Genomic DNA, 17,246 nt, shown 5'->3' with positions numbered 1-17,246 from the left:
TTTATTATATTTAAAATATGACCAGCCTGCTTTTTGTTTACGGTACATTGCTGCAAACCGATAATGATTTTGCTGCTTACCTGCGCGCTAACTGCACTTTTGTTTCAACAGGGAAAATAAACGGCGAACTTTACGATTTGGGCGATTATCCCGGACTTGTACTTACTGATTTGCCGGATGAGTTTGTTTATGGAAGTATTTATAAAATGGACAATGTTGATGGCGTTTTAAAGCAGCTTGATTGGTACGAAGGTGTTGGCCCAAATGAGGAGCAGCCTAACCTATATATTAGGCAGAAGGTGATAGTTAATTCGGCGGATGGGGATGCAGCAGAGGCATGGGTATATATTTATAACCGCAGCATTGCTAATTTATATAAGATAACCGACGGCGATTATATAAACTATTTAAATAAAAAATCCCCCAACCTTAATAAGGCGGGGGATTAATTTTCAAATAGGTATAGGGATATTAAACGTTAGCAGATTTTACTGTTTTAATAATCACCGCAGCTACTTTATATGGATCGGCAGCAGAGTTAGGGCGACGATCTTCCAGGTAACCGCTCCAGTTATGCTCAACAGCATACAGAGGGATACGGATAGAAGCGCCACGGTCTGACACGCCATAGCTGAAATCATGGATAGAAGCAGTTTCATGCTTGCCGGTTAAGCGCTGATCGTTATCAGCACCATATACTGCAATACAATCGGCAACTGCAGGGCGGAACGCTTCGCAAACCGCTTTGAATTTTTCTTCGCTGTTAGCAGAACGTAGCAGCGAGTTTGAGAAGTTGGCGTGCATACCAGAACCGTTCCAGTCTAACTGGCCAAGCGGTTTACAATGCCAGTTGATAGCAACTCCGTATTTTTCGCCGATACGCTCAAGCAGGTAACGGGCAACCCATATCTGGTCGCCTGCTTCTTTAGCACCTTTAGCGAAGATCTGGAACTCCCACTGTCCGGCAGCAACCTCTGCATTGATACCTTCAACGTTAAGGCCTGCATCTAAACAAGCGTCTAAATGCTCTTCAACAATTTCGCGCCCGTAAGCATTTTTAGCACCTACAGAGCAATAGTAAGGGCCTTGCGGACCTGGGTAACCGCCTGCAGGGAAACCAAGAGGTTTGTTGGTTTCTGGGTCCCAAAGAAAATATTCCTGCTCAAAACCAAACCAAAAATCATTATCGTCATCTTCAATGTGCGCACGGCCGTTTGATTCATGCGGTTGGCCTTTTGAATCCAACACTTCGCACATTACCAGATAAGCATCTCTTCTTTGCGGATCCGGAACAACAAAAACCGGTTTTAAGATACAATCTGACGAGCCACCCGGTGCCTGCTCGGTTGATGAACCATCAAAGCTCCAGTTATCAAGATCTTCTACTTTGCCACTGAAACTTTTAACAATTTTTGTTTTACTACGAAGGCTTTGAGTTGGTTTATAGCCATCAAGCCAGATGTACTCGAGTTTTGTTGCCATTTTTAATGATTGTTTGTAATTTTTTAAGTTTAATATAGTTCTTTATAAGATCAGTTAGTTTTTACAATGCTAATTTAGATTATTTTTTAAAATCTTGTAGCAATTATGAGAAATTTTATAAAAAATTACAATAAAAATTAAAAATAATAAAAAAATGCTCTTAGTAAGGGGTAGTTAGTGCTTTAAGTATAAACTCAACTTAATTTTAACATAAAACATAGGGCATTTAACTTAAATATCAGTTACAAGAATGAGTATGGAGATTAACTATTATTTTGCTGATGCCACTCCCCAATAACAAGTATTTCTTATCCTGTTCAAATCTGCTTTTTTTACAGCAATTTCTGTTTTAGTGTTATTATTCACCGAGTAAAGTTTCAATTGGCTATTGCTATATATAAAAGATTGGGGCATGCGGATGTTTTTAGATTTATCCTGCAAAACTATTTGTAATCCATTTGTGCTTTTACTCTTACTTACACTATCGGCGCTGGTAGCTGCTTTTTCCCAGTTGATAATATAGTTGATGTTTCCAGGATCACCGCTTTTAAGCTGTTTAAACTCAGGGGTATTTTGTATAACCCCTATAAGGCATTTAATACATGGATCGGGCACGGTGGCAACACTGGTGTATTTCTTTTGTGGATTATTTATAATGCTGTCTTTTTTCCCATTAACGGTTACTGCAGTTTTGGTAATATCGTCAGAAACAGGTTTGGGTTTAGTGCTATTGTTGCAGGATGTGCCGATAATAATTAAAAATGCGAATAAGCTGATATATCTGACCATGGCTCGTATAATGTTTGTTATTAAACACTTATGTATGTTATTTTGTGTTATTTATAAAACACGCTCAATTAATTTAGATTAGTAGTAATGTAAAAACATTGAGTTTTTATTCAATATTCATCTATAAACAGAAAGTTTTTCTATAAAAATTATTAAAATTGCCTGATTTTGTTGTAGAGGCTTACGTTAATTTTCTTTAGTTTGTAAATAAAGATTAATTGTAAACTTTATATAGCTTGATCTGTATTTTAAGTATTAAATCCACCTAATTATTTATTTGAATGTATCTTTAGCATTCAATAATATCATGAATAACGGCAGTATCAGTACAAACACAACGGTTGATGTAGTTTTAATTGGCGCAGGCATAATGAGCGCGACATTAGGAGTAATGCTAAAGCAATTGCAGCCTGACCTAAGCATTGAGATTTTTGAACGACTTGATACCGTTGCAGCCGAAAGTTCTGATGCAATGAACAATGCCGGTACCGGCCACTCTGCTTTTTGCGAATTAAACTACACCCCGCAACTTAAAGATGGCTCGATAGAAATTACCAAAGCCATTAAAATAGCCGAACAATTTGAGATATCAAAAGAGTTTTGGGCATTTTTGATTGAGAACGGTTACGTTGCTTCTCCTCAAAGCTTTATTAACAAAACACCTCACATGAGTTTTGTTTGGGGGGCCGAAAATGTAGAATATCTACAGAAACGCCAGCAGGCGCTTACCAAACATCATTTTTTTAAAGGCATGGAATACTCTGAAAACCATGACCAGCTAAAAAAATGGATCCCGCTTATTATGGAAGGCCGTGAACCCGGCCAAAAGGTATCTGCTACGTATATGGATATTGGTACCGATGTAAATTTCGGTTCGCTTACCCGCAGCCTTTTTGATAAGCTTAAACAAAAACCCGGGGTAAATTTGAATTTAAACCACGAGGTGGATGATATTAAACGTAATAAAGATAATAGCTGGCAAATAAAGGTAACCAACAACGCCGGTGGCAGCAGCCGGAAGCTTAATGCTAAATTTGTTTTTGTTGGTGCCGGCGGTGGTGCCTTGCCCCTGCTTCAAAAATCCGGAATACCGGAAAGTAAAGGTTTTGGCGGTTTCCCGGTAAGTGGCCAGTGGTTGGTTTGCACTAACCCTGAGGTAATTAACAGGCATGCCGCAAAGGTTTATGGTAAAGCCTCGGTGGGCTCGCCCCCAATGTCGGTACCGCACCTGGATACCAGGATGATCGATGGCAAAAAAGCACTGCTGTTTGGCCCTTATGCAGGTTTCTCTACCCGCTTTTTAAAGAAAGGCTCATTGCTTGATCTGTTCAAATCAATCAAGCTGACTAATATATTACCACTGTTAGCAGTTGGACGCGACAACATGGCGCTTACCAAATACCTGATCTCGCAGGTAATGCAATCCCCCGCCGATAGGTTAAAAGCTTTGCAGGAATATTTCCCGGAAGCTAAACAGCAGGACTGGCAACTTGATATTGCAGGTCAGCGTGTGCAGATCATTAAAAAGGACGCAAAACGTACCGGAGTGCTTGAATTTGGCACCGAGGTGGTAACCAGTGCCGATGGGAGCATATCTGCTTTGTTAGGAGCTTCACCAGGTGCATCAACATCGGTGCCCATCATGCTTGATCTGATAAGCCGTTGTTTTAAGCAACACGCCCAAAGCGCGCAATGGCAAGAAAAATTCAGGCAGATGATACCATCCTATGGACAATCGCTTACAAAGGATGAAGCTTTGGCCGATGCTACACGTGAGCGGACGAGTAAGGTTTTGGGGTTGGGGTAATAACTTACTATGGTTTCAATACATACAAAAGGAAGCCTTAAAATTCCTCAATTTCAAGTGCAAAGCCTATAGGCATACTGTATCTTACTTTAACAGGACGATTATCTGTTCGGGCAGGTATCCATTTAGGAGACATGGATAACACCCTAATAGCCTCTGCGTCTAATTCTTTGCCCGCAGATCTAATGACTTTAATTTCTTTGAGTGATCCGTCCTCATCTATTAAAAATGCTAAAATGACCCTTCCTTGAATATTATGTTCACGAGCGGCTTGGGGATATCTTATGTACCTTCCCAAAAAATGTCCAAATGCTTTTTCGCCGCCAGGAAATCTAGGAGGTTCTTTTGCAGCAATAAATGAAAGTTTCTTTCCTTCAATGAAGGGGCCCTGACCAGAAATCAGCTTTCCGTGATCATAAACTGCGCTAAAAACTGTATCTGTTAAATATTGCTTCCAAATACCATTAGGTAATCCGTTAGTAATTTGCCCATCCCAATACTCCTCATAATAAAAATCGTTTCTTAATCGCCATCTCCCCTCCCCGTTATTAGCGAGCACATTACCGATAGAATCCGAATATCTAATTAAAAAAAGGCTGTCATTCCGGTGCTCAATGATATTGCTTAATTTTCCATTTGGATAATAAGTCCGTTGATACCCTGTTAAATTGCCCTTTTTATAGTAAGATTCACTTTTTTTAATACCTGTTGGAAAAAATTCTGTGCACGGACCTTGCATGCCCGACTGGTAGTTTAAATCCCGTGTATATGAAGTTGCAAGTAATTTAGGTTTCGCATCAAGGTAATATTCCTCTATTCGGTATAAACCAGTATCCCCTTTTATAATTAACCTTAAAAATTTCGCATCGGCCTCACTATAGGCCATTACAGAATCATCAGCCATGTAGTAAGCAACAGTATCATGTTTAAGCCATGCTGTGTCATCTGCTTCTTGCGCGTAGCTTTTGACGCAAACAAAGAGTAATAATGTAAAGTAAAACAGTTTACGCATAAGTTATCTAAACAGGCTTATCTGATGATAGTGATATAACCGGATTGCCTGGTGTTTTTGTCTAAATAAATAACATAGTAATATACCCCTGCAGGCAATGGCTGGCCGTTACTGCCTGTACCATCCCAGGTGTTACTGTAGTTCCTGAAGTTACGTATCAAACTTCCCTGCCTGCTATAAATATATACCTGGTTATCGGGTAAGCGGTCTATATACCTTATCGTCCAGGTATCATTTACGCCATCGCCATTAGGTGTGAACGTATTGGGTATAGAAACCTGTTTCCTGACAAGTATCTTAACCGTCGCGGTGTCTGTACATCCGTTATCATTTAAAACTATTAATTGATAAGTGATATCATCTCCAGGTGCCGATACAGGGTTAGGGATATCCGTGTCATCCAGATATAAAGCAGGCTCCCAATGGTAGTATTTACCACCTTTTCCGTTGAGTTTCACTGTTGAGCCAAGTACTATAATTGTATCTTTATTAACAATGGTGGCAACCGGTTTATCAAAAATCAAACTTACTTTACGCATATCGCCTACACACTTACCATTGGTAAGCTGTACATAAAAGTTGGTATTGGTTTTTATTAACCCGGTATGGAATGTACCGTTGTTGTTTTCAAGGAAAGTTTTGTTACTGTCGAACCACGAGTAGGTTTCTCCGCTTTTTGCACCGGTTGCAGTGATGGTAGCCAATTGGGGTTCGCACAAAATGGTGTCGCTTACAATGCCGATGCTACTAAATTGATAGTGCTTTACAGTGATGGTATCTGTTTTAACACGATTTTGATAAGCATTAGTGATTTTTACCCAGTACTTACCGGTTTGGTTAACTGTTATAGAAGAATTGGTGCTGCCGTCAGACCAAAGATAACTTGCACCCGGTAAAGCAACATTCAGTTGAATGGTTTCACCAACGCATATGGTTGTATCGGCCTTCAAACCTACATTGATGACCTGGTCGTAATGAACATTTATAGTATCTGCACCCCCGCAGCCCGTAGGGCTTGTCAATTGCACGATATATGTGCCGGGTGATTTTACCAGGAGGGTTCTCTGGGTGCTGCCGTCGCTCCATTTATATATACTGCCAGGGTTGCCTGCATCAAGCAATAAGGATTGTCCATAAAATAACGTAGTGTCATTTCCAAGGCTCACAACCGGCAATTCATATACATTAACACTATTGGAATAGGTTGCAAATGTGCCTTGATAATAAACATTTACAGTAACATTATAGGTGCCGGCCTTTTCATAAAGGTGAGTAGGGTTTTGCTGCTTTGATGAGTTTTTATTACCGGATGCCGCATCTCCAAAATTCCACCTTACACTATCAATGTTACTAACGGATGACTTAAGTTTAAATGTTGTAATATCCCCCAAACATTGGCCTGAATTGCTAAATCCAACTTCGGCGAAAAAACTTTGGTTAAAGGTAGGCAACCCATAAGTACAGGTACGGCCTTCCAGATAGATCGCGTTTTCTTTAAATTTACTTTTTGCACCTTCTTCGTTAGGCTCTTCTATGGCATGTAAATACTGACTGTAAACCTGGTCTACATAAATTTTACCGTCCGAAGCAAGTTGTAATGCCCCAAAGCCATCTAACTTGGCAATAGATACACTGCGGTCCTTGATATCGCCGCTGGTAACAGGCAGTTTTACCTGGTAAAGGTTACAAGGAATGCCCGAATCATGTTCAGTTATATACAAGAATTTTTCGTTGGGTGAAAACTCTACGCCATAAGCACCAAACCCATTAAAGTTTGTAAGGGTCACCGGGTTAGATACTACTCCTGTCCCTTTATCAAAGTCATAAACTTCGGTCAGCTTATCCGGAAAATATACGGCAGCTGCAAGTTTGGTACCTTTGGGTGAAGCTTTAAGGTAACCAATAGTACTTGTATAGCTCATGCCCATTACACTACCTACTGCAGTAATCACAGGGGTAGGCTGAAAACCATCTTTTGTAATGAGGTAAGCATAAAATTTGTTGGATAGATATTCATGCGCTATTACCCACATGTCGGTACCGTTTTTATGCTTAACCGCAGTTATTTTCTCGGTAGAAAGGTCGAGGATTTTATTATTCTTTTCGATTACCTCTCCATACCCTGACTGTTTGGATATATCCACAATAGAATAATACAGCGAGCCGCCCTGTAAAGCTACAGTAAATACATAATAAAGGTTTTTGTTAGTAGGATGCGGTATAATCACCCCCGACTGTGTGGATGATGGGTCGCCGTATAAACCATATCCGTTTTCCATAACAGTATGGTTTTTGGTGTAAACCGTAATGCCGTCGGTGTAAAATAACAGGTTACCATCGTCGTTTGCAATGGTTGCGCAACCTTCCCAGGTAGAAATCTGCCCGTCGGTTAGTGCTGTGGGTGGTGAGGTATTAAAGTTTACACCGGCATTAGAACCAAAATACCAGATGTTTCCCTGCTTTTGCGCGTAAGTGGATATAGTACTGAAAAAAAGTACCAGTATGATTAACTTTTTCAAGTATTTAAATTTAAGCGGGTATTATAATTTACCTGAAGTAATCAAACAAAAACGGGAGTAATCCTTATCAGGATATGATAAGTTTTTGTAGTGGCAGGATACCAGTTTATTCATGTGAATTAAGGTTTAATCAACAGCTTAAATATGCAAATAATTAATCAATCTCAAAAAGACTTTTTTCAGCATTTATATAGCTTATCAACCGTCCCCTATTTTTTATACTTTTGCATCTGCCTTTATTAAAGGCTGTCAAATAAATGGATATATCTGTTGTTGTACCTCTTTATGATGAAGTAGAATCATTACCCGAACTTACCACCTGGATAAGCCGGGTAATGGATGAGAACCGTTTTACCTACGAAATTATCCTGGTAGATGATGGCAGTAAGGACGGATCATGGGATATGATCCTGAAATTAAAAGAAAACAATCCTTTTATTAAAGGTTACAAATTCAGGCGCAATTATGGTAAGTCGGCCGCTTTAAATACTGGTTTTGCTGCAGCTAATGGCAATGTAATTATCACCATGGACGCCGACCTGCAGGACAGCCCGGATGAAATACCCGCCCTTTACCGCCGTATTACCGACGATCAGTACGACCTTATATCTGGCTGGAAGGCAAAACGTTATGACCCTTTATCTAAAACCATACCTACAAAGCTTTTTAATGCTGCTACCCGTAAAATGAGCGGCATTAATAACCTGCATGATTTTAATTGCGGATTAAAGGCATACCGCAAAGCTGTTGTTAAAAACATTGAGGTTTACGGCGAAATGCACCGCTATATCCCGGTATTGGCCAAGTGGGCGGGTTTCACAAAAATTGGCGAACAGGTTGTTGAACACCGTGCACGCAAATATGGCAGAACCAAGTTTGGCTGGAGCCGGTTCATCAATGGTTTTCTGGACCTGCTTTCGATATTCTTTGTAGGTAAGTTTGGCAAACGCCCGATGCATTTTTTTGGCGCCATGGGCACACTGAGTTTTTTAGCAGGCATAGTGATCACCATCTGGATGCTTAGCGAAAAATTGTACCTCATTGCTCATAACAGGGCATATCGCAACGTTACAGACAACCCATTGTTTTACATAGCGCTTGTAGCTATGATTTTAGGGTCACAGCTTTTTTTGACCGGCTTTGTGGCCGAGCTGGTGTCGCGCAACTCGGTAGACAGGAATAATTATCAGATAGAAGAAACGGTGTAGTTGCTCATTATGAGCTTAGTTATCAACAAATTTTAACTTGCAGCTAAACATCTGCACATTTGCACATCAGCCATCTGCTTATTTATACGAATGTTTTTTTCCATCATCATCCCTTTATATAACCGCCCGAAAGAGATTGACGAACTGCTTGATTCGCTTACAAGGCAAACTTATAAAGACTTTGAGGTACTGGTTATTGAAGATGGCTCAAAGTTGAAAGCCGATGATATAGTAAAGAGCTATGCAGATAAGATCAACATCAGGTATTTTGAAAAACCAAATGAAGGCCAGGGCTTTACCCGTAACTTTGGCTTTGAGCGGGCCAATGGTGATTACTTTGTTATTTTTGATTCCGATTGCCTTATACCGGCTGATTATCTGGAAATTGTAAACAGCTCGCTTAACCAAAACTGGCTGGACGCTTATGGCGGGCCGGATGGTGCCCATCAATCCTTTACTCCTGTACAAAAAGCCATTAGTTATTCCATGACATCCCCTTTTACCACGGGCGGCATCCGGGGGAACAAAAAAAGTATAGGGCAGTTTCATCCCCGCAGCTTCAATATGGGGGTATCAAGGCAGGTATGGCAAAAGGTTGGCGGTTTCATAATTACCCGCCTGGGCGAAGATATCGAGTACAGCATACGTATTCATTCGGCGGGCTTTAAAATCGGGCTGATACCGGAGGCTATTGTTTATCATAAGCGCCGTACAGATTTTATAAAGTTTTATAAGCAACTACACTTTTTTGGGCGGGCACGTATCAATATCTATAAATTTTTCCCGTCTCAGCTTAAACCGGTCCATTTTTTCCCGGCACTTGTAACCCTTGGACTTTTTTTTACTATTATAGCTAATGTTGCCCGTTGGCGTATTGCCTTGTTATGTAACCTGTTGGTGCTTGTTTACATTATTTTAATATTTTTTCATTCGCTTATTAAAAACAAATCGTTAAAAATCGCATTTTTGAGCATAGTATCCGCCTTCACTCAACTGGTTGCCTACGGGTTAGGATTTATGCAGGATTTTTGGAAGCGTGTTGTGTTAAAAAGATCATAGTAGCGTAGTATGTACCACCCTTTTTCTGTTGCAGATACTTTAAAATCTGCATGGGATGTGTTAAAAAAGAATTTCATCACTATAATAGTTTATTCTGTTATATCACTTTTTGTGGTGCTTATATTTGCCTTCCTGGTTTATTTTTTTCTGTCAGAAACTGCAATTGCGTTAGCCGGGGCCTTGCTTTTGCTCATTATTATCAGTTATAACTTTTTAGCATTTATTAAGCTGATCTTTCAGCTGATGGATAACCAGTATCATGAAATTTCTCTAAAAGATATAATCCCAACGTTTCGCATGGTTGGCAGTTATGTTTTGCTGCTATTGTTGATGAGTGCTTTAACTGTTTTTATATCCAACGGCATACAGGATAATTTAGGCGAAGGTATCACACAAAGTGTACTTGGAATAGTTGCCGGATACTTTTTTCAGTTTTTCTTTTTGTTTTACTTTCCATTATGCACGTGCTATATAGTCGATGATCAATCCGGTCCGTTTGAATCTGTCGCTCAAAGCTTTCATCTGATCAAAGGAAATATTATTAAATACCTGATACTTTTTGTGGTGATTGAAGCTTTGATCTTCATCGGCTCATTAACCGTAGTGGGTATTGTGCTGGTAATACCATTCGTAAACATCATTTTGGCAGTTACTTACCGTAAACTGGTTTACAGCCATCAGGATGTTGATGACGACATTGCCGAAACCAACTGATGATGGGTTTAAAAGCAACCTTAAGCAAAGTGTTCGCTTTTTTTGTGAACAGGCAACTGGATAACATCAGGCAAAATGCCATTGCCATGCAGCAAAAAACCTTCAGTCAGCTTATTCATCAGGCAAAAGCTACAGCATTTGGTACCGATCATGGTTTTGATAAGATCAATAACTATGATGACTTTAAAAAACTGGTACCTGTACGCGATTATGAAGATCTAAGGCCTTACATAGAGCGCATTGTACATGGCGAAGCAAATGTAACCTGGCCCGGCAAACCTGCTTATCTGGCCAAAACATCAGGCACTACATCGGGTGTTAAATATATCCCGATATCAAAAGAAAGCATGCCCGAGCACATTAAAGCCGCCCGCAATGCTTTACTAAGTTATATTCATGAAACCGGCAATGCAGATTTTGCAGACGGTAAGATGATTTTTTTACAGGGAAGCCCGGTTCTGGATAAAAAGGCCGGTATACAAACCGGTCGTCTGTCGGGTATAGTAGCGCATCATGTACCCGGTTATCTGCAAAAAAACAGGCTTCCATCCTACTCAACCAATTGCATTGAAGACTGGGAGCAAAAGGTTGAAGCCATTGTGAATGAAACCATAAAAGAGGATATGCGCCTGATATCGGGTATTCCACCCTGGTGTCAAATGTATTTCGACCGGCTGTCGGCCCTTTCTGGTGGTAAAAAAATCAAAGATATCTTTCCTAATTTTAAGCTGTATGTGCACGGCGGTGTTAACTATGAGCCTTACCGCGCGCGCATGGAAGAAACCATAGGCTTCAAGATCGACACCATTGAAACCTACCCGGCCTCTGAAGGATTTATAGCTTTCCAGGATTCGCAAAAAGAAAAGGGCTTGCTGTTAATGGTTGACGCCGGTATTTTTTACGAATTTATCCCGGCTGATGAATATTATAATGATAACCCAACCCGTATCAATTTAAAGGAAGTAGAGCTAAACAAAAACTATGCTTTGATATTAAATACAAGTGCCGGCCTGTGGGGTTACAGTTTGGGGGATACGGTTAAATTTGTATCTAAAGACCCGTATAAGATTGTAGTTACCGGCCGCATAAAACATTATATATCAGCATTTGGCGAGCATGTAATTGGTGAAGAGGTTGAACAGGCTTTGATGACTGTAGCCGCCGCAGAAGGCGTTGAAGTAACAGAATTTACCGTGGCCCCGCAGGTAGCGCCTGCACAGGGCAGCTTGCCCTACCATGAGTGGTTTATTGAGTTTGGAAGAGAGCCGGCAGATTTACCAGCCTTTGCACTAAAAGTGGATAAGGCTTTACAACAAAAAAATATTTACTATTTTGACCTTATAGAGGGTAACATATTACAACCCTTAATCGTCAGGAGTTTAAAGAAAGATGCTTTTATAGATTATATGCGCTCACAGGGTAAATTAGGCGGGCAAAACAAAGTGCCCCGTTTATCAAACGACCGGAAAATAGCTGATCAGTTAAAAGCATATATAACTTAGTACATTGAACAATACAACAATCAAACCATATAACACCCCTAAATCCATTGCTATACTCGGGTCTACCGGAAGCATAGGTACACAAACACTTGAGGTTATTAAGGATAACCAGCAATTGTTCAGGGCTTTTATGCTTACCGCACACTCTAATGCTTACCTGCTTATTCAGCAGGCTATTGAGTTTGTGCCCGAGTATGCTATCATCTGCGATGAGAGTAAATACCAGGAAGTAAAGAGCGCCCTTGCACACCTGCCTGTGAAAGTCATGGCCGGTCATCAGGCTATAAAGGATATGGTAACCCATCCGGAAATTGATGTAGTGCTTACTGCAATGGTAGGTTTTGCCGGTCTTGAGCCTACCATAAATGCCATTAAAGCAGGTAAGGATATCGCTTTGGCCAATAAAGAAACGCTTGTGGTTGCCGGTGAATTAATTACTTCCCTTGCAAAGGAAAACGGTGTCAATATACTACCTGTAGATAGTGAACACTCGGCCATTTTCCAGTGTCTTGTAGGTGAGCAAAACAATTCGATTGAAAAAATCATCCTTACCGCCTCCGGAGGGCCTTTCAGAGGGAGAGACCGTGATTATTTAGCTACCGTTACCCGCGAACATGCCCTTAAACATCCTAACTGGGTTATGGGTGCCAAAATCACTATAGATTCGGCATCATTAATGAATAAGGGGCTGGAAGTTATTGAAGCAAAATGGCTGTTTGATCTTAAAGCCGAACAAATCGAGGTCATTGTACATCCGCAGTCAATTATACATTCGCTTGTGCAGTTTGAAGATGGCTCAATAAAAGCGCAGATGGGTTTGCCGGATATGAAACTGCCTATACAATATGCCTTAACCTATCCAAACCGTATAAAAACAAGTTTTAAACGTTTCAATTTTATAGATTACCCGCATCTTACGTTTGAAAAGCCGGATATGCATACCTTCCGTAACCTCGGACTGGCTTTTAGGGCATTGGAAAATGGCGGTAATATGCCCTGCATTATCAATGCCGCAAACGAGGTTGCCGTAGATGCTTTTCTGAAAAATGAAACCGGTTTTACGGATATGAGTGATATTATTGAAAGCTGTATGCAACAAATAATATTTTTAGAAAGCCCTTCTCTGTCAGATTATTTGAATACTGATAAAGAAACACGCATATTTGCGCAAAATTTAATACAAAATATGCCGTTAAAGGCTTAATATCTTAATAAAGACAACTAATGAGCGTTTTAATAATGGCCGGCCAATTAATACTTGGCCTATCAATTTTAGTGATACTGCACGAGTTTGGGCATTTTATAGCTGCCCGGGCTTTCGGAATAAAAGTGGAGAAATTTTATTTGTTTTTTGATGCATGGAATGTAAGCCTGTTCAAATTTAAGTATAAAGATGTTGAATATGGTATTGGCTGGCTGCCATTGGGTGGTTATGTAAAAATTGCCGGTATGATAGATGAATCTATGGATACCGAGCAATTGGCGGGCCCTCCTCAGCCGTGGGAGTTCAGGGCTAAACCGGCTTGGCAAAGGCTTATTGTTATGCTTGGAGGTATTATTGTAAATATTATAGTAGGTATTTTCATATTTTGGGTGCTTACCATCCGCTTCGGCGAAACATACACACCAAATTCTGAAATAAAAAATGGTATAGTACCCGGAATTATAGGCCAAAAAATGGGCCTTAAGGCCGGTGATAAAATTTATGCCGTTAACGGCAAACCGGTAGATAAATTTGAAGACCTTATCAGCTCCAAAGTATTGCTGGATAAAACCGTATTAAATGTGCAGCGAGGCGATAAAAATATTGATATAACCGTACCGCCTACTATACTCAATGATCTTTCTGATTACGGGATTGATGAGTTTATCAGCCGTTTACCACGCTCAAGGTTTGCTATAGACTCTGTTGCACCACGAAGCGGGGCCTTTAACGCGGGTTTAAAAAGAGGCGACAGCGTTTTGGCTGTAAACGGTAAAAAGGTTGTTTATTACGACGAAATGCAGGCGCTTTTGAAGCAAAACAAAGGAAAGAAGATAGACCTGTCCATAAAACGCGATACAGCTTTAAAGCAACTTACTGCACAGCTAACCAATGAAGGTGTTTTGGGCTTTACCCCTAAAGTTGTACTGCCAAAAGATACCACCATTAACTACGGTTTTTTTGCCGCTATACCGGTGGGTGCAACCAAGGCATGGGGAATGTTTATTGATAATGCCAAAGGCATAGGCAAGATATTTACCGGCCAGGTAAAGGCACGTAAAGCTATTTCAAGCCCTATAGGCATCGCAGTAATGTTTGGCAGTCATATCAACTGGATCAGGTTTTGGAGCCTTGTAGGCTTTCTTTCGATGGTTTTAGCATTAACCAACCTGTTACCTATCCCAGGCCTTGATGGCGGCCATACCGTATTCCTGATTATTGAAATGATAAAAGGAAAACCCTTGAGTGATAAATTTTTGGAGAGGGCTCAAATAGTGGGCTTTGTATTATTGATATCGCTTATGGTATTTGCCTTTGGAAACGATATAGTTAAACAGGTAATGAAAAAATAGGCAATAGCTTATTCCGTGAAACAGGAAAGCCCATCTGAGCAATTCAGATGGGCTTTTGTATTAAATGTCAATTAATTATTATACAGTTGGTTCAGTTGGTTGTGTATCGTCTGGAAAATCGTAAGCAGTACGTTCCTTTTTAAGGATAGCTGCACCTACAAGGCTAACTATACAACCAAAGATCAAGGTGCTGAGGGCAGTAAAAACACCACCAAGCATAGGGCCTAATTTTTTACCCATTTCAATCGCCTTGTCAATCTGCTCTTGCGACATACCTTTCTCAGCCATTTGCGACTCCTGTTGCTCCATTCCTTTTACGAGCATCTCCGGACTTAAATAGCCCAGGTAGATGAACACAAATACCCCTAAAAGCAATCCACCGAATAATGCATATCTGAAACCAGGATTAAATGCCTGCCCAAAAGTGATAAAGCCACCCAATTGTTCTTTATATTCTTTTTGAGCTAAAAAACAGAAGGCAATAAAGGGCAGATAACCTATCCATTTAGCACCAGAGTTTTGATCAATATCTAAAAATTGAAAAGTATAAGTAATCACGATTGATACCAATACATAGATTAAAGCCCATTTAGTGGCAATCTTGGTAGGGTTAGGCGTAACGGTTTCCATAATTAATTAGGTGTTTAGATTTATTTATTAGTTAAAGCTAAGCAATATTTCTAATACAGCCATATCAAATGGTTTATTTACCGCGTTGTCTGCAACTGAAGCCTTATCTTCCGCATCAGGATCTGTATTCTGGAAAAACACCATCATCGGGTAAAATAACTCTTTAACCTCCGAGTCATCCGGTACGGTATCAGCTATCTTGTGAATTTCGCTTACAGGGCTTTCAACCAATATCTGGTGTGCAATTACCGGCTCATAAATACGGTGCTCATCCTGAAACTCATCTTCATCCACCAGTAAAAACTCTTTCAGGTAATCTTCCAATTCCGGATCGATATTTTCATCCTCGCACTCGTTCAGGTACAATAGCAAATTCAATAATTCTGTACCACGATCCAATGTTTGCTCCTCTATACTCTCCCATTCCGGGGTTTCCAGGTAATCATCCTCAAGTTTTTTTACATCTTCACTGAAAAAATTGATCATCAGCAGATCAAAAAAAACTTCGCGCAATTCTTCAATCTGAGGATTATCATCAAACACTGCATCAAGCAGGTCAACTTTGTTCATAAAGCTTTCATCAGACAAGAAAACATCATTGAACCTGGAGTTTAACGAAACAGCATCAAAGCTGCCATATTTTGTGAAGGCCTGTAATGCTGCCGCAACAGCCGAGCTTACTTTAGGGTCTGTCATATAAAATTTAAAATTTAAATACTTGATTGTTATTACACGTTAACAATACTTTTCCCTTTAAGTTCTGCCCTATAAACGGCGAATTATAACTTTTTGAATAATTTTTGTCTTTTGTATAATCCCAGTTGGTGTTAACGCTAAATACAACCAGGTTTGCCACGGCGCCTTCGGTTATCGCGGCTGCATCAACATTCAGTATCTTCCGCGGATTGACAGCCAGTTTTTCCACTAATAATTCAGCCGGTAAGCCGGCTTGCAAACATAAGGCGAGTGTAGTTTGAAATGCTATCATACCATATTCAGCAACCTCAAACTCCACATCTTTAAATTCAATCTCCTGGGGTGTATGCTGTGATACAATGGCATCTATTGTACCGTCTTTAAGGCCCTCAATAAGCGCGTCAGCGTCTTTTTGGGTGCGTAGTGGTGGTTTTACCTTATACAAACTGTCAAAGCCCATTAACGCCTCATCTGTTAGCACCAGGTTATGCGCTGCTACATCGCAGGTAACATTTAAGCCCTTACGCTTAGCTTCGCGGATCAGCTCGACCGCGTGCTTGGTGGATATCGTGGTAAAATGAATAGCGGCCCCTGTCTCTTCAGCCAGGTAAAGGTCTCGGGCTATCATTAATTCTTCTGCAAGCGCCGGTATACCTTTCATGCCCAACATGGTACTCACAATGCCTTCGTTCACCTTTGCTTTACCGGCAATAGAGGTATCCTCCGGGTAAGATATCACCTTAGCCCCAAAGTTTTGTACATAAAGCATAGCGCGTTCCATCAAGCCGGCGTCCTGCACCGGGCGGTTGCCGTCTGTAAACGCTTTGGCGCCGCTTTTAAACATATCAAACATTTCGGCAAGGTCCTTTCCCTCACGTTTTTGGGATATAGTACCAAGCGGATAAATGTCTACCAATGATTTTTGCGAGCGGTTAAGCAGATATTCTACCTCTGTTTTTGAGTGTACAGGAGGTTGTGTATTGGGCATCAGCGCTATACCTGTATAACCACCGGCAGCCGCAGCTGCAGTACCGGTTTGCAGATCTTCTTTTGTTTCTAAACCCAGTTCGCCAATGTTGCAGTTCAAATCAAAAAAACCGGGAGCGATATTGTAGCCCTTGGCATCAACGATGTCTGCGTCCTCATCCAAAGAAGGCCCAATCTTACTGATTAGCCCATCTTTAATAAAAATATCGGCAACCTGGTTATTGAATGGCGATTGAGGGTCAATTATTGTGGCGGATTTAACGAGTAAATTCATCAGCGCTGTTT

General features: G+C 40.5%; 15 protein-coding genes. 8 read left to right on the top strand and 7 right to left on the bottom strand.

Features of this window, described 5'->3' with window-relative positions; genetic code table 11:
• The first annotated feature begins 17 nt into the window (after positions 1 to 17).
• On the top strand, positions 18 to 449 hold the full coding sequence (locus ACFQZX_RS08745; RefSeq protein WP_377113894.1) for a gamma-glutamylcyclotransferase family protein: 432 nt from the start codon (positions 18 to 20) through the stop codon (positions 447 to 449).
• A 22-nt stretch (positions 450 to 471) separates the two neighbouring features.
• Here ACFQZX_RS08745 and ACFQZX_RS08740 read toward each other — a convergent pair whose 3' ends face one another.
• Positions 472 to 1,482 (bottom strand): glutamine synthetase beta-grasp domain-containing protein, encoded by a 1,011-nt coding sequence (locus ACFQZX_RS08740; protein ID WP_377113892.1) that lies wholly within the window; start codon positions 1,480 to 1,482, stop codon positions 472 to 474.
• Positions 1,483 to 1,752: 270 nt separating this feature from the next.
• Positions 1,753 to 2,271, bottom strand: a complete 519-nt coding sequence (locus ACFQZX_RS08735) for a hypothetical protein (protein WP_377113889.1) — start codon at positions 2,269 to 2,271, stop codon at positions 1,753 to 1,755.
• A 307-nt stretch (positions 2,272 to 2,578) separates the two neighbouring features.
• Here ACFQZX_RS08735 and ACFQZX_RS08730 point away from each other — a divergent pair, with 307 nt between their 5' ends.
• Entirely contained in the window at positions 2,579 to 4,078 is a 1,500-nt protein-coding gene (locus ACFQZX_RS08730; protein WP_377113886.1) for a malate:quinone oxidoreductase, read from the top strand.
• Positions 4,079 to 4,115: 37 nt separating this feature from the next.
• On the opposite strand, the gene ACFQZX_RS08725 is transcribed toward ACFQZX_RS08730, so the two are convergent.
• Complete coding sequence (locus ACFQZX_RS08725; protein ID WP_377113883.1) at positions 4,116 to 5,090, bottom strand: TonB family protein; 975 nt, start codon at positions 5,088 to 5,090, stop codon at positions 4,116 to 4,118.
• Positions 5,091 to 5,107: 17 nt separating this feature from the next.
• Positions 5,108 to 7,609 carry a T9SS type B sorting domain-containing protein gene (locus tag ACFQZX_RS08720; protein ID WP_377113880.1) on the bottom strand — a complete coding sequence of 834 codons (2,502 nt, stop codon included), beginning with the start codon at positions 7,607 to 7,609 and terminating at the stop codon, positions 5,108 to 5,110.
• A gap of 257 nt (positions 7,610 to 7,866) precedes the next feature.
• On the opposite strand from ACFQZX_RS08720, the gene ACFQZX_RS08715 reads away from it, so the two are divergent.
• The 6 genes from ACFQZX_RS08715 to rseP all read left to right on the top strand — a co-directional run bounded on the left by ACFQZX_RS08715 (position 7,867) and on the right by rseP (position 14,648).
• On the top strand, positions 7,867 to 8,817 hold the full coding sequence (locus tag ACFQZX_RS08715; protein ID WP_377113877.1) for a glycosyltransferase family 2 protein: 951 nt from the start codon (positions 7,867 to 7,869) through the stop codon (positions 8,815 to 8,817).
• A 90-nt stretch (positions 8,818 to 8,907) separates the two neighbouring features.
• Entirely contained in the window at positions 8,908 to 9,876 is a 969-nt protein-coding gene (locus tag ACFQZX_RS08710; RefSeq protein WP_377113875.1) for a glycosyltransferase, read from the top strand.
• A 9-nt stretch (positions 9,877 to 9,885) separates the two neighbouring features.
• Positions 9,886 to 10,590, top strand: coding sequence for a hypothetical protein (locus ACFQZX_RS08705; RefSeq protein WP_377113872.1), 705 nt, complete (start codon positions 9,886 to 9,888; stop codon positions 10,588 to 10,590).
• Between the two features lie 2 nt (positions 10,591 to 10,592).
• Positions 10,593 to 12,092, top strand: a complete 1,500-nt coding sequence (locus ACFQZX_RS08700) for a GH3 auxin-responsive promoter family protein (protein WP_377115314.1) — start codon at positions 10,593 to 10,595, stop codon at positions 12,090 to 12,092.
• A 4-nt stretch (positions 12,093 to 12,096) separates the two neighbouring features.
• Positions 12,097 to 13,296 carry a 1-deoxy-D-xylulose-5-phosphate reductoisomerase gene (locus ACFQZX_RS08695; protein WP_377113870.1) on the top strand — a complete coding sequence of 400 codons (1,200 nt, stop codon included), beginning with the start codon at positions 12,097 to 12,099 and terminating at the stop codon, positions 13,294 to 13,296.
• Between the two features lie 20 nt (positions 13,297 to 13,316).
• Positions 13,317 to 14,648, top strand: coding sequence for an RIP metalloprotease RseP (gene rseP / locus ACFQZX_RS08690; RefSeq protein WP_377113867.1), 1,332 nt, complete (start codon positions 13,317 to 13,319; stop codon positions 14,646 to 14,648).
• Positions 14,649 to 14,726: 78 nt separating this feature from the next.
• Here rseP and ACFQZX_RS08685 read toward each other — a convergent pair whose 3' ends face one another.
• From ACFQZX_RS08685 to ACFQZX_RS08675, 3 genes are read right to left on the bottom strand one after another with little or no spacing between them, the layout of a single operon-like run.
• Positions 14,727 to 15,278 carry a DUF4199 domain-containing protein gene (locus ACFQZX_RS08685; RefSeq protein WP_377113865.1) on the bottom strand — a complete coding sequence of 184 codons (552 nt, stop codon included), beginning with the start codon at positions 15,276 to 15,278 and terminating at the stop codon, positions 14,727 to 14,729.
• Positions 15,279 to 15,305: 27 nt separating this feature from the next.
• A complete protein-coding gene (locus ACFQZX_RS08680) occupies positions 15,306 to 15,974 on the bottom strand; it encodes a hypothetical protein (RefSeq protein WP_377113862.1) in 669 nt (222 codons plus the stop codon).
• A gap of 7 nt (positions 15,975 to 15,981) precedes the next feature.
• Positions 15,982 to 17,235: a dihydroorotase gene (locus ACFQZX_RS08675; protein WP_377113859.1), complete on the bottom strand. Its 1,254-nt coding sequence runs from the start codon at positions 17,233 to 17,235 to the stop codon at positions 15,982 to 15,984.
• Between the last annotated feature and the right edge of the window lie 11 nt (positions 17,236 to 17,246).

The organism is Mucilaginibacter litoreus (assembly GCF_042676805.1).
GTDB classification, from domain to species: Bacteria; Bacteroidota; Bacteroidia; order Sphingobacteriales; family Sphingobacteriaceae; genus Mucilaginibacter; species Mucilaginibacter litoreus.
Note: the sequence above shows the minus strand (reverse complement) of the source record. Positions and strands in the feature narration are given on the sequence as shown.